Raw genomic sequence first — 12437 nt, forward strand, 5'->3', positions numbered from 1 at the left:
GCGCCCGGTCAGGTGTATTCGGCGATCACCTCGCGGGCGGCCTCGAGTTCGGCGCTCTTGGCGCGCGCGAACCCCTCGAACTCCTCCGGTTCGGCATGGACGGCCTCGAGCTGGATCCGGCTCTCGGCACCGGACCACACCTGGACCAGGCGAGTGGCGCGCTTGCACCGCACGTCGGCCTCGGCGACGGCGATCTCGTGGGCACTCGGGCGCTCCGAGTGCGCCCAGGCAGGGTCGCCCAGGGCCTCCATCGGATCCGGGTAGTCGAACCCGTCGTCCTTCATGCACGCGCTCCAGTCACCGAACACGCGCTCGACCGCGGGGGCCTCCATCGAGGCCTCATAGGCCCGCGATTCGTACTCGAACACGCGCGCCTCGGCGGGCGGGGGCACGTCCTCGCGCAGCCGCTCCTGGGCCCGCGCCCAGCAGCCGCCCTCGCCGTCGTCGCCGTAGGCGGCGCGCTCGTCCTCGGGGGCCAGCCCCTCGCGCTCCTCCTGTACCTGCAGGCGCTTCTCGACCTCCGGCGGGGACGGCGGCATGCGGTACCCGTAGCGCTCGGCGACCTGCGGCTCGATCAGGCCGTAGCGGCGGCGGTCCGTCGGGGCCGGGTCGCGCACCGGCGGCTCGAGGACCTCCCACTCCTTGCCGAGGCCGCGCATGCACGCGCGCATGAGCAGGTCCCGCGCGTACTCGACCTCCTGGTGGTCCACGACGGAGAGCCGGTACGCGTCGAAGGGGACGTGCAGCGCGTACACCTCCGGGGGGACCGGGACGGCGCCGTCCCGGTCCCCTGCCTGAGGACCCGCGGCGCAGCCCGCGGCGGCCAGGAGGGCGAGGGCCGGGCCGAGCCTGCTCAGGGCCCACCGCACGGTTCCCCTCCGGTCGTTCTCGGACCGTTCCGACACGGTTCTCCTCGCCCGCCCCTCAGCCGTGGAAGATGATGCAGCTCGCGCGGTTGTCGAAGTCGTTGTTGGTCAAGTCCTTGTCCTGGGATTTGGCGCGCGCATAGTAGGTGATACCGCCGCACCTCGCTCCCCCGTAGTCATACATGGAAATACCATGATTAGCGTGGTTCTTCATCGAGCTGATGTGGCCGTCCAGGTTCCCGCCCCCGTCGAAGTAGTTGTTCGACAGGTTGCGGTCGGTTCCGTTGAACTCCTGGTTGCGCCCCTTGAAGTCATCGTGCTCATAGACGTGGAAGTCGTCGGCGGCCGCCGCCCCCACCATTCCCGAGAAGCCGATGATCCCAACAGCCGCGAATACGGCGATCCTTTTCAGCATGGCGATCATTCCTTTCGCCCGCTCGACGTCCCTTGCGGTTTTTACCGCAGGCGGCCCCGCCGACGCTACGCGCGCCCGGTGACCACCACAAGGGCTCCCTGACCGCCTCCACATGGGTCAATTCCGACGAAGGTCCCGTTCTCCGTTTTTCACTGACGGCACAAGGAGGGGTTTGACCGAATTTCGGGACCTCCGGCACGCCATGGCGTACGGGGCGGCTCGGTCACGCGCTTTTCACACGCGGCGCCGCGGTCGAGCCTCTCCACCCCCACCTGGGCGTCCACCGGGACGACCCCCGGAACGCCCCGGTCCGCTCGGAGCCACGGGTCCCGACAGGGATTCGGGCACCGGCGGCCACCCGCAGGCTCCGATACCGGCGGTCGTTCTCCCTATACGAGCACCCGGCTGCTTGGCCGCGCCCCATCCGACCGCCCAGCGCGCGTCGGCGGCGTGGAAGTGCAGGTGCCACGCTTCGCCTCCGTGCCGGGAGAGCACGGGCATGGCCCCGGTGTCACGCATGACCGCGTTCGCGGTCTCGCAGGCGGTGTCCATGTCGCCCTCCTCCACCGCGGCGAAGACCCGGTACAGGCGCCGGGCGAGCCCGCGCAGCTCCTCGGTGTCCTGGGCCCCGGGGAGCTCGTGGGCGTACTGCCGCCCGGCCGCCGAAAGCGCCTCGGCGAGGTCGGCGGGGGCGGCGAGGGGACGAAGGACACGATCCGGGCGGGACCGCGGTCCCCTGTGCAAAGAAATCGCGAAACGCCGCGCGGCACCGCGCGCGCCCGGACCCGGTACGGGTACCACCGGAGGCGGGAGGTGCCCGGCACCCCCGCCCCGATCGGGTTCCGCTGGAAATCGAGGACCGCCCGTGAACGACGACTCGTCCCTGCTCTACCGGCTCGGTGACGCGGCCTGGCGGATGCTGCTCATCGGAGCGGTCATCGTACTGCTGCTGTGGGCGCTCGCCTATGTCAAGGTCGTGTCCGTCCCCGTGGTGCTGGCCGTCTTCCTCACCTCGCTCCTGATGCCCGCCGTGCTGCTCCTGCGCCGGGCGGGGCTGGGGCGCGGCCTGGCGACCACCCTCGCCTGCCTGGGCGCCCTCGTCGTGCTGGCCGGGGTCACCACGCTCGTGGTGCGCCCGGCGGTCTCCGGCGTCGAAGGGCTGATCGACAGCCTGGGCCGGGTCCCGGACACCCTCGAGCAGACCGCCTACTCCCTGGGCCTGGACCCGCTGCTGATCAACGACCTGGTGGACTCGGCCTCCCAGGAGGTCACCAGGATGCTGGAGCAGAACCGGCAGCAGCTGGTGACCGGAGTGTGGTCGGCCGGGACCGCCGCGTTGGAGGTCCTGGTGGGGGCGGTGCTGGTCCTGGTGCTGACCGTGTACTTCCTGCACTCGGGCGACCGGCTGATGGAGTGGAACTACTCGCTGCTGCCGCGGGCGTCGCGGCCGGGCCTGCGCGCCTCGGCCGAGGCCGCCTACGGGGTGGTGGGGCGCTACGTCCGCGGCGTGGCCATCGTGGGCCTGATCGACGCGGTGGGCATCGGCGTGCCCCTGTTCTTCCTCATCGATCCGGCCCTGGTGGCCCCGCTCATCCTGCTCACCTTCCTGGGCGCCTTCCTGCCGATCGTGGGCGCGTTCCTGTCCGGGCTGCTGGCGGCGCTGGTCGCCTTCGTCACCGAGGGGCTGGTGACCGCGCTCATCGTGGTGGCGGTGGTGCTGCTGGTCCAGCAGGCCGAGAGCCACATCTTCGCCCCGCGCGTCTACGGCCGGGCGCTGGACCTGCCCAGCGCGGTGGTGCTGGTGGCCATCTCCTGCGGCGGCGTCATCGGCGGGATCCTCGGGATGTTCCTGGCGACCCCGGTGGCGGCCGTGGTGGCGACCCTGCTGCGCGACCGCCCCTTCGCCCTCGTGGAGGACGCGCCCGGCGGCACGGAGGAGGCCGTGGCCGCGGGCGCCGCGGCGGGCACAGCGCGGGACGGCGGGCGCCCGTCCGGTGCGGGGACGGCTGGCGAGGGCGCGGCCGGGGAGAACGGCGCGGGCGGTGCGAGCAGGACGGGCGGTGCGAGCGGGACGGGCGGCACGGACGGCGCGGGCGGCGCGGCGCCGAAGCCGGCCTCCGAGGAGAACGGCGGACGGCAGGGCTGAGCACATCGGAGGGGGACGGAAGCGCCTGTCGGCAGGGCCGTCGGCGCCGGATGCCGGGGTGCTGCCCAGGGATCGGTCCCCGCAACCCGCTCAAGCCTCCCCGTGCCGAACGACGGAGTCCGGCGCGGCCCACCACCGAGCGGCCGCCGGGCGCCCAGGTCCGAAGAGCAGGGCACGAAGCCCCTCGTCAACGGGCTGAAACCGCTCATAGAAGGCGGCGACGAGTACACGACTCCACGCGAAGAGCATTCACCCGGCCACCCGCTGGACCTTCTTCATGAAGGCGCTCAGGGCGGAAGCGGCGGGAGCTCGTGCTCCAGGCCGGGGGCCGGGTCCCGCTCCGTCTCCGCGAGGCGGCGCGCGATCCCCTGGGCCGCCACTCTGAGGGCGGGAACGAGGCGCACGGGATCGGCCCTCAGGCTCCGCACCACGATGCCCAGCGCCGCCGCCGGCTCGGCGCCCGGAGCGGCCTCTGAAGCGTCGCCAGTGGCGCCCTCGAGTGCGGCCTCCCGGCCACCGCCGTCCGGCCGCCCCGGCTCCACCGGGACCGCGACCGACACCGACCCCAGCGTCATCTCCTCCCGTGTCAGGGCGTGGCCGCGCCGCGCCACCTGGCGCAGCTCCCGCTCCAGGCGCCCCCGTTCGACCACCGTGAAGCCCGTCGGGCGCGGGAGGGGGCGGGCGAGGTACTCCTCCCGGACCGACGGAGCGGCCCCTGCCAGGAGCGCCTTGCCGACGCCGGTCGCATGCAGCGGCAGGCGGCCGCCGACCCGCGAGACGACGGGCACCGACCGGTGTCCGCAGAGCTTCTCCACATAGAGCGCGTCGAAGCCGTCCCGCACGGCCAGGTGCACGTTCTCCCGCGTCGCCTCGTACAGGTCCTGCATGAACGGCAGGGCGACCTGCCTGAGCCGGCCGGACACCGGGGCGAGCAGACCGGTCTCCCACAGCCGTCTGCCGATCCTGTAGCGGCCGTCGCTCCCGCGCTCCAGCGCACGCCAGGACTCCAGTTCCCCGGCCAGGCGGTGCACGGTGGCCAGGGGCAGCTCCGCCCGGCGGGCCAGCTCCGAGAGCGTGAGCGCCGGATGGGCGACGTCGAAAGAGGCAAGCAGCCGCAGCGCGCGCCCGGTCACCGACCGGCCGTCCCCTCCGGTCATCGCGCCCCCTCTCAGAGCCCCTTCCAGTGAGTGGAAGCCCAGGCTAGCCCGTGACGCGTGCCACCTAGTTGGGTGGCCCCATGCACACACGAGTCGGAATCCTCGGCGCCGGCCCCGCGGGCCTGGTGCTCTCCCTCCTCCTGGCCGAACAGGGCATCGATTCGGTGATCGTCGAGACCCGCACGCGGGAGGAGATCGAGCGGACCATCAGGGCCGGGGTGCTCGAACAGGGGACCGTCGACCTGCTGGTGCGGCACGGGGCCGGCGACCGCGCCCTCCGCGAGGGCGCCCGCCACGACGGGATCGAGCTGAGGTTCGGCGGCCGGCCGCACCGCATCGACTTCGCCGGGCTCGTGGGGCGGTCGGTGTGGCTCTACCCCCAGCACGAGGTGCTCAAGGACCTGGTCGCCGCGCGCACGGCCGCCTCCGCCGACATCCGCTTCGGCTGCTCCCAGGTGGAGCTGCGGGGCCTCGAAGGGGACCGCCCCTCCGTCGCCTTCACCGACGACGGCGGCGCGCGGCACGAGCTGACGTGCACGGTGGTGGCCGGGTGCGACGGGTCCAACGGCATCAGCCGCAGGTCGATCCCCCAGGGCGCGCGCACCGAGCACTTCCGGGCCTACCCCTTCGGCTGGTTCGGCATCCTCGCTGAGGCGCCGCCGTCCTCGGACGAGCTGGTCTACACGCACTCCGAGCGCGGCTTCGCCCTGATCAGCACGCGCAGCCCCGGGGTCCAGCGCATGTACTTCCAGTGCGCGCCGGACGAGGAGGCCGACGCCTGGAGCGATGCGCGGATCTGGGACGAGCTGCAGGCGCGGGTGGCCGGGGACGGCTTCGCGCTCCAGGAGGGACCGATCTTCCAGCGAGGCGTCATCCCCATGCGCAGCTTCGTCTGCGAGCCGATGCGCCATGGACGCCTGTTCCTGGCCGGCGACGTCGCGCACGTGGTTCCGCCGACCGGCGCCAAGGGGCTCAATCTCGCAGTGGCCGACGTCGCGGTCCTGGCGCGCGCGCTGACCGAGTTCTTCGCCACCGGCTCCGAGGCCGGTCTGGACGCCTACGGACCGACGGCCCTGCGGAGGGTATGGCGGGCGCAGCACTTCTCGTGGTGGATGACGTCGATGCTCCATACGCCCCCAGACGCGTCGCCGTTCGACGTCCAGCGGCAGCTGGGCGAGCTGGACATGGTCACCGGCAGCACGGCGGGGGCCGCCTACCTGGCCGAGGCGTACACGGGATGGCCGCTGGACGGGTAAGGCGGCCCGGGCCGTGCGGCAGGGAGCGCCGCACGGCCATGGCGCCCCCGCCGCCCGGGCCGCGGGTGGGTCGGGACCGCTCGTGGAACGGTCCGGGATCCGCCTTAGACCCCGACGACCTCGAACTCCACGGCCAGCTCGACGCCGTTGCGGGCGCCGGCCTCCTCGGCCGCCGTGCGGAGCATGCTCTTGTGGTCGAACCCTTCGAGCGCGCCCATGTAGACCTCGTGGGCGTCCAGGGAGGCGATGCCCGTGTTCAGCTCGTCCTGCCCGAAGGAGGTGAAGTGCGTGGGCTCGGGCGAGGAGGAGAAGGCCACCGAGCGCACCCCCTTCCATGCCTTGAGTCCTTCCTCCCCCAGCTCGGGGAAGACCCAGGTGTTGGCGGCGTCGCGGACGGCGTCGAGCAGCGCCGGGCCGAGCACCCGGTGGTCGGCGTGGTTGTAGAAGTCCGCGCCCGGAAAGTACTCGCGGTAGTTGATGGAGATCACCACCTCCGGGCGGTGGTCGCGGATGGCCCGCGCCAGCGCGCGGCGGAGGCCGAGCCCGTACTCCAGCGTGCCGTCGGGGAAGTCCAGGAACTGCACGCGCTTGGCGCCCACGATCCGGGCGGCGGCGCGCTGCTCCTCCACGCGCAGCGGGCCGGCCTCGCTCGGCGGCACGGTCTCGATACCGGCCTCGCCCTTGGTCACCAGGAGTTCCGAGACCTCCTTGCCCTGGCGTGTCCATTTGGCGATGGCCGAGGTGGCGCCGAACTCCAGATCGTCCGGGTGCGCGACCACGGCCAGCGCGCGCGTCCAGTCCTCGTCGAAGGGCTTCAGGTGGGTGTCTTGAGCGGCCATAGAGGGGACTCTAACCGCGCCGGCGGACGCGGCCGCGGACGCACGCGGGACTCCCCGGGGCTCACCTGCCGAATCCGGCCCGGGGTGGCCGGAAGCGGCCGTTCACGGGCGGGACCGGGCGCGTGCGGGGTCCGGTGCTCACGGAGCCGCGGCGGGTCTCAGGCGCCGCCCTCGACCGTCTCCCAGAGCTCGGACGCCACCCGCCTGCCTCCGGGGACGGAGTAGATCTCGGTCGGCAGCTCTACCGACTCCTCCCCGCCCCCTTCGGTGGTCTCCCAGTTCGTCAGGGACCCAGGGCATATCCCGCTTCCGAAGGTTCCGAGGAACTCCTGCGGTTCGTTCCTGAGCTCGAAGGTCCGCTCGTACACGGGCGCACCCGTCGCCAGTTCGCGCACCGTGACGGTGAAGCGCTGGGAGTAGACCGGCACCGTGCGCATCGTCGGGTTCGTCGAGCTGTAGCCGGTGTCCTGGTAGGTGCACTCGCCGATCTCCTCGTCGGCGCCCTGGCCCTCCACGCAGGCCAGGAGCTCCACCTCCTCGGCCGTCCCCGGGGTCCAACCGCTCACGGTCCTGCGGCCGCTGAGGGTCGTCTCCCCCTCCAGGTCCATGAGCTCGAAGCGGTCGGGCTCCGTGTCGTCCCCGGGCGCCCGGAGGAAGACCGCTGCGGTGTGCGGCGGCTCGGGGGCCGTCTCGACCGCCTTCACGTACCTGCGGTCCGGATCGAGGCACAGCTCACCCAGCTCCTCCAGGGTGTACGCGGCGAAACGCTCGCCTCCGACGGCCTCCCGGGCCGAAGGGGGCAGCACGGAGGCGCAGCCCCCGGCGAGGAGGGACAGGGCCGCCACGGCGGCAGGAGCGCGCCGGAGGCCGCGGCGGGTGGTGGGGGACGGCAAGGCGGACCTTTCTGGCTCTCAGGCGATCGCTGACGTCTTCTGCCGGTCGCTGTTTCTGCCGGCCTATGTTTCCGCCGGTCTCTGTCGGCCGGTTCCGCGGTCGGCGCGGCGGGGGCCGGACCGGTGGCGGAATCCGCCGCACATCGGACACCGAACGCGTCCGGAAGACTACAACGCCCCTGCGGCGCCGGTGACGCCCCGCACCCCGCGTTGCCGTCCGCGGCGCTTCTTGATAAGCGGAGGCCATGGACGCTCACCGACACCTGCTGCCCATGGACACCTCGGCCGACGCCGAACGCCGCCGCGGACGCACCGCGCTGCTCCCGGTCGGGAGCTTCGAGCAGCACGGGCCCCACCTGCCCTCGGCCACCGACACCGTGATCGCCTGCACCGTCGCCCGGGAGATCGCGGCGGCCCACCCGGTGCAGGTGCTGCCCCCGCTGACCATCTCCTGCTCCCATGAGCACGAGGACTGGCCGGGCACGGTGAGCATCTCGGCCTCCACCCTGCTCGCGGTGGTCCGCGACGTCGCGGACTCGGCGCTCCGGGCCGGCGCGGCCGGGCTGGTCCTGGTCAACGGGCACGGCGGCAACTACGCACTGGGCAACGCGGTGCAGGAGGCCCGGGGAGCGATGGCGCTGTTCCCCGGCCCCGCCGAGTGGGCCGAGGCGCGCCGCGCCGCCGGGCTGGCCACCTCCGCCGACGCCGACATGCACGCCGGGGAGCTGGAGACCTCGATCCTGCTGCACGCGCACCCCGAGCTGGTCGGCCCCGGGTACGCCGAGGCCGACCACGACGCCGAGGAGCGGCCGCACCTGCTGACGCTGGGGCTGGGCGCCTACACCGCCTCGGGCGTGGTGGGCCGTCCCTCCCTGGCATCGGCGTCCAAAGGGGCCGCCGTGCTGTCCTCCCTGGCGCGGTCCTTCGGGGCGCTGCCGCCGCTGTCGGCCCGCCGCTGATCGGCCGCCCGGCACACGAGCAGCACCACGGCTCCGGGCAGGCTCGCGACCAGGGCCAGGGCCCCGTACCCGACGGCGGTGGCCAGCCCCAGTTCGGCGCCGAGCCCGGCGGCGCCGAAGGCGGCCGCGGTGGCCGCCTCGCGCGGCCCCCAGCCGGCGGCGTTGGCCGGCACCGCCATGGCCAGCAGCGCCGCCACGGCCGGGAGCACCAGCTCGGTGCCGGAGGCGGCGACCCCGACCGTGCGGGCGGCCACGACGAACAGGACGAGGTGCCCGGCCAGGACCGCGGCCGAGAGGGCGGCGACCCGCGGGCCCAAGCCGCGGGAGAGCAGGGTGGCGCGGGCGTCGGCGAGCACCGCCAGCACCGCGGACCGGACGCGGGGCAGGCCCCTGCCCCGGCGCGCCCAGAGCACCAGCCCCGCGGCGGCGGCCGCCGCCGACGCGGCCGCCAGGGCCGGCGCCACCGGGTCGACCACCGACCACCACGCGGGGGCGGCGGCCAGGAGCACGGCTCCGACGGCGATGAGCACCGCCTGGCCGGCGGTGCGCTCCAGCACCACCGCGCGCACGCCGGCGCCGAGCGCCCCGCTGCGGCGGCCGTGGTCCAGGGCGCGGTGGACGTCGCCGAGCACCCCCGTGGGAAGGACCGCGTTCAGGAACAGCGAGCGGTAGTAGGCGGCGACCGCCGGGCCGGTGCGCAGGCGCAGTCCCAGAGCGCGGGCGACCAGGACCCACCGGCGCGCGCTGAGCAGGGTGGTCGCCGCTCCGACGGCCAGGGCCGCGGCCACCGCCAGGGCGGCGGGGCCGGCTCCGACGCCGCCCAGGGCCGCGGCCACCGCGCCCAGGTCCAGGCGCCAGGCGACGATCCCCAGCAGCGCTGCCGCCGCGACGATCCGCGCCCACGGCCACAGGCCGACCGGTATCCCGGCGCGCCGCCGCCGTTCAGGTCCGGTCACGTCCGTGCCCCCGTCCGGCCCTCCGCCCCGCGAGCGGAGGCGGAAGGCCACCATGATGCCACCGCCCGGTGCACCGATCGCCCCGTTTCGCGAATTTCCATGGTCCCCGTGCGTGCCCCGCTCATTCCCCGTCGCTTCCTCTCCGGCGGTTCACTCCCGGGCCCGTACCGCGGTCGTACCCGCACCGTCGGCGCCGGTCCCACCCCCTGAGTTCCGTCCGACCCGCGATCGGTTCGGATCCGGGTCCAGCCTCCGTCTGCAGGAACGACAACCCGCGAGGCCTGAAGGGGTGGCGATCACCTCGTTCAGAGGAACACCGCCTCCGGGGCCGCTGCCGAGCCCGAAGCACCGACCGGGGCGGCGGACCGCGCCCGGCGGGGAGGCCGCCGCGTCCGAAAACCCTGCCGCATGCATCGGCGGAACTTCCGACGGCCGTGGGCGTCCCCGGTACACGGCCCTCAGCCACCCAAGGACGGTATGCACACCGGTCCGGTCTCCGGTGGCGACCGGGCCCCGACTCCCGGCTATCGCGCTCCCGGCTGTCGAGGCCCCATCGCCTCGGCACCTCCGCTTCACGTTCGTCCGCCCCCTCCGTCGTCCGGCAGGGCGAGGAGGTCACGGTGGTGCACCTCTACGTGCAGGTCTCCGTCGGCGCACTGGGACCGGCGGCGATCGAGGTAGTCGCACGCTCTTACGCTCAGGGCCGGGCGCTGCTCGACGGCCGCCGCCACCCATCCCTCCAGCCACGCGGCGGCGAGGGCGCGCAGGTCCGGACCCAGCCGCCAGGGGCTGTCGCGGACCAGGACGTGCGCGCCGGCTCCCGCGAACGCCTGTGCCACGACCCCGGGAGCGTCCGGCCCCAGCAGCGTCCGACCTCCCGACTCCCGTCTCTGGTGCGCGTTGAACGCCGCCTCGATCTCCCGGTCCAGCGGCTCCTCAGGGGCCAGGACCACCCTGCCCGCGACCGAGAGGGTGAGCAGGGCCGGGCAGCGCGCACCGCTGCAGGCGGCGACCAGCGCGTGGGCCTCGTCAGTCGTCAGCACGTCCAAAAGCGCCGAAGCGGTGACCAGGTCGGCCCCACGCAGGTCGGACCCGGTAAGGGCGGTGAGCTCGGCCGTGCGGGTCTCCACGGTCACCGGTCGCCCGTCCGCCGCCGCGGAGGGCGGGTCGGCCCGCGCGCGCCGGAGCAGGTCCTCGTCGCGGTCGTAGACCACCCAGTGCTGCGGACCGGGAAGGATCCGCGCCGTCCAGCGGGCCATGGAGCCGGTACCGCCTCCCAGGTCGCACACCCGCAGCGGCGCACCGTGCTCCGGTCGGCGCAGGAACCGGCCGGCCTCGGCGGCCAGGCCGCGGTGGCGCGCGGCCGCGTCGGCCGGCTCCCGCAGCGCCAGCCAGTCCGGAGCGAACCGCCGCGTCCCCGGTGCGTTCATCGCGTCCCCTCTGCCGCCGCCCGGTCGCCGTGGAGCAGTTCCAGGACCCGGGCCATGTCCGCGGCCGCGCTCCTCCAGGAGCGCAGCAGGGCCCTCCGCTCGCGTGCGGCGGCCCGCAGGCCCACGCGCAGGGCCCCGTCGCCCCACCAGCGTCCGAGAGCCCCCGCGAGCGCCGAGGCGTCCCCCGAGGGGACGAGGAGGCCGGGCACCCGGCCGCCGGAGACGCGGCCGACCGTCTCGGGCAGCGCCCCCGCCCCGCTCGCCAGGACCGGGACGCCGCGTGCCAGCGCTTCGGACACCACCATGCCGTAGGTCTCCGCGCGGGAGGGCAGCACCATCAGGTCGGCGCAGGCGAACTCCCCGTCCAGCGCAGAGGGGCCCAGCGCGCCGGTGAAGCGGACCCGGTCCCGGATGCCGTGCCGTCCGAGCCGCTCCTCGACCCGTTCGGCGAATGTGGGGCGCGAGGGGCCCCCGGGGGAGGCCGCCTCCGAGGGCAGGGGGCCGGCCATGACGCACGTCCATCGCCGGTCGCGGTTTCGGCCGAGCGCTTCGGCGAGCAGGTCCTGTCCTTTGCGCGGGGTCACCGCCGCCACGCACAGCAGCCTGGAGGCGCCGTCGGTCCCGGGCGCCAGGGGCGCACGGTCGGTGCCGGGCTCCACCGTGTGGACCCGCGCCGGGTCGAGCCGGTGGCGCCGTGCGATGTCCCGCGCCGCGTGGCCACTGGTGGCCACCACCCGGACCGCCGCGCGCAGGACCGCCCCCTCCGCTCGCTCGTACGCCTCCGCTCTCTCAGCGCGCAGCCCTCCCTCGTCCGCAAGGGGAAGGTGGACGAGGACCGCCAGGCGCAGCCGGGCCGCCGCCGGGGCCAGCACGTCGGGGACGCCGCAGGCCACCAGCCCGTCCACCAGGACGGGGGTGCCGTCCGGAAGCCCGTCGAGGGCCCGGGACAGCCGCGCGCGCTCGGCGCCCGAGGGATCCGGCCAGGCACCGTCCAGCGGGAGTTCACGCACCGGCATCCCCGCGCGCGCCGACTCCTCGGCGATGCGCCGGTCGTACCGGTTCCCTCCGCTGGGCGCGGCCGGGTCGCCGATGCTCCCGGGAACGATGAAGACCGTCGTGCTCACAGCGACCGCTCATAGCTCGCCCACGCGACGTGGGACTCGTGGAGGGTCACCGCCAGGCCGTCCAGCCCGCGCGCCCCCTCCCCCAGCTCGCCGGCCTCGATCCGGGCGGCGAGCCGGTCGGCGACCACCTTGGCGAGGTACTCCGTGGTGGTGTTGACGCCTTTGAAGGCCGGATCGTCGTCGAGGTTGCGGTAGTTCAGTTCGGCCAGGACCTCGCCGAGCCGGGTGCTCGCCAGTCCGATGTCGACGACCACCCCGTCGCCGTCCAGCTCGGCGCGGCGGAAGGCCGCGTCGACGACGAAGGTGGCGCCGTGCAGGGCCTGTGCCGGTCCGAAGACGTCGCCGCGGAAGCTGTGCGCGGCCATGAAGTGGTCGCGGACGGTGACGCTGAACAAG

At 74.4% G+C, this 12437-nt stretch carries 12 protein-coding genes and 1 pseudogene; 3 read left to right on the forward strand and 10 right to left on the reverse strand.

Going from position 1 to position 12437, the window contains the following annotated elements; translation table 11 throughout:
• Window positions 1-8: 8 nt before the first annotated feature.
• The 3 genes from C892_RS0103195 to C892_RS30310 all read right to left on the reverse strand — a co-directional run bounded on the left by C892_RS0103195 (window position 9) and on the right by C892_RS30310 (window position 2082).
• Window positions 9-905 (reverse strand): hypothetical protein, encoded by an 897-nt coding sequence (locus tag C892_RS0103195; protein WP_017556033.1) that lies wholly within the window; start codon window positions 903-905, stop codon window positions 9-11.
• A gap of 19 nt (window positions 906-924) precedes the next feature.
• Window positions 925-1281: a peptidase inhibitor family I36 protein gene (locus C892_RS0103200; protein WP_017556034.1), complete on the reverse strand. Its 357-nt coding sequence runs from the start codon at window positions 1279-1281 to the stop codon at window positions 925-927.
• A 234-nt stretch (window positions 1282-1515) separates the two neighbouring features.
• Window positions 1516-2082 (reverse strand): ABATE domain-containing protein, encoded by a 567-nt coding sequence (locus C892_RS30310; RefSeq protein ID WP_239647243.1) that lies wholly within the window; start codon window positions 2080-2082, stop codon window positions 1516-1518.
• A gap of 64 nt (window positions 2083-2146) precedes the next feature.
• On the opposite strand from C892_RS30310, the gene C892_RS0103205 reads away from it, so the two are divergent.
• Complete coding sequence (locus C892_RS0103205; RefSeq protein ID WP_017556035.1) at window positions 2147-3427, forward strand: AI-2E family transporter; 1281 nt, start codon at window positions 2147-2149, stop codon at window positions 3425-3427.
• A 287-nt stretch (window positions 3428-3714) separates the two neighbouring features.
• Here the strand turns inward: C892_RS0103205 and C892_RS0103210 are convergent, their stop codons facing one another.
• On the reverse strand, window positions 3715-4584 hold the full coding sequence (locus C892_RS0103210) for an IclR family transcriptional regulator (RefSeq protein ID WP_017556036.1): 870 nt from the start codon (window positions 4582-4584) through the stop codon (window positions 3715-3717).
• Window positions 4585-4664: 80 nt separating this feature from the next.
• Here C892_RS0103210 and C892_RS0103215 point away from each other — a divergent pair, with 80 nt between their 5' ends.
• A complete protein-coding gene (locus C892_RS0103215; RefSeq protein WP_026124110.1) occupies window positions 4665-5840 on the forward strand; it encodes a 4-hydroxybenzoate 3-monooxygenase in 1176 nt (391 codons plus the stop codon).
• 104 nt (window positions 5841-5944) lie between these two features.
• On the opposite strand, the gene C892_RS0103220 is transcribed toward C892_RS0103215, so the two are convergent.
• Both C892_RS0103220 and C892_RS0103225 read right to left on the reverse strand, forming a co-directional pair.
• Window positions 5945-6679 (reverse strand): PIG-L deacetylase family protein, encoded by a 735-nt coding sequence (locus tag C892_RS0103220; RefSeq protein ID WP_017537881.1) that lies wholly within the window; start codon window positions 6677-6679, stop codon window positions 5945-5947.
• A gap of 158 nt (window positions 6680-6837) precedes the next feature.
• Window positions 6838-7572 carry a hypothetical protein gene (locus C892_RS0103225; RefSeq protein WP_017556038.1) on the reverse strand — a complete coding sequence of 245 codons (735 nt, stop codon included), beginning with the start codon at window positions 7570-7572 and terminating at the stop codon, window positions 6838-6840.
• A gap of 245 nt (window positions 7573-7817) precedes the next feature.
• Here C892_RS0103225 and C892_RS31985 point away from each other — a divergent pair, with 245 nt between their 5' ends.
• Window positions 7818-8531 carry a creatininase family protein gene (locus C892_RS31985; RefSeq protein ID WP_026124111.1) on the forward strand — a complete coding sequence of 238 codons (714 nt, stop codon included), beginning with the start codon at window positions 7818-7820 and terminating at the stop codon, window positions 8529-8531.
• 92 nt (window positions 8532-8623) lie between these two features.
• On the opposite strand, the pseudogene C892_RS32080 reads toward C892_RS31985, so the two are convergent.
• The 4 genes and pseudogenes from C892_RS32080 to C892_RS0103250 all read right to left on the reverse strand — a co-directional run.
• A pseudogene (locus tag C892_RS32080) lies at window positions 8624-9541 on the reverse strand (lysylphosphatidylglycerol synthase domain-containing protein); the annotation flags it as partial.
• A gap of 518 nt (window positions 9542-10059) precedes the next feature.
• Window positions 10060-10917, reverse strand: coding sequence for a methyltransferase domain-containing protein (locus tag C892_RS0103240; RefSeq protein ID WP_017556041.1), 858 nt, complete (start codon window positions 10915-10917; stop codon window positions 10060-10062).
• On the reverse strand, window positions 10914-12041 hold the full coding sequence (locus C892_RS30320) for a glycosyltransferase family 4 protein (RefSeq protein ID WP_017556042.1): 1128 nt from the start codon (window positions 12039-12041) through the stop codon (window positions 10914-10916). The genes C892_RS0103240 and C892_RS30320 overlap by 4 nt, the downstream gene beginning before the upstream one ends.
• Window positions 12038-12436: a 6-pyruvoyl trahydropterin synthase family protein gene (locus tag C892_RS0103250; protein WP_017556043.1), complete on the reverse strand. Its 399-nt coding sequence runs from the start codon at window positions 12434-12436 to the stop codon at window positions 12038-12040. The genes C892_RS30320 and C892_RS0103250 overlap by 4 nt, the downstream gene beginning before the upstream one ends.
• Window position 12437: the final 1 nt, after the last annotated feature.

Origin of the sequence: Nocardiopsis baichengensis YIM 90130 (genome assembly GCF_000341205.1) — a bacterium.
In the GTDB taxonomy this organism is placed as follows: Bacteria; Actinomycetota; Actinomycetes; order Streptosporangiales; family Streptosporangiaceae; genus Nocardiopsis_A; species Nocardiopsis_A halophila.

Bases quoted from the DNA above. Each gene is read 5' to 3' on its own strand.
- C892_RS0103200 (WP_017556034.1), bottom strand. From the start codon at position 1,281: ATGCTGAAAAGGATCGCCGTATTCGCGGCTGTTGGGATCATCGGCTTC.
- C892_RS0103210 (WP_017556036.1), bottom strand. From the start codon at position 4,584: ATGACCGGAGGGGACGGCCGGTCGGTGACCGGGCGCGCGCTGCGGCTG.
- C892_RS0103215 (WP_026124110.1), top strand. From the start codon at position 4,665: ATGCACACACGAGTCGGAATCCTCGGCGCCGGCCCCGCGGGCCTGGTG.
- C892_RS0103220 (WP_017537881.1), bottom strand. From the start codon at position 6,679: ATGGCCGCTCAAGACACCCACCTGAAGCCCTTCGACGAGGACTGGACG.
- C892_RS31985 (WP_026124111.1), top strand. From the start codon at position 7,818: ATGGACGCTCACCGACACCTGCTGCCCATGGACACCTCGGCCGACGCC.
- C892_RS0103240 (WP_017556041.1), bottom strand. From the start codon at position 10,917: ATGAACGCACCGGGGACGCGGCGGTTCGCTCCGGACTGGCTGGCGCTG.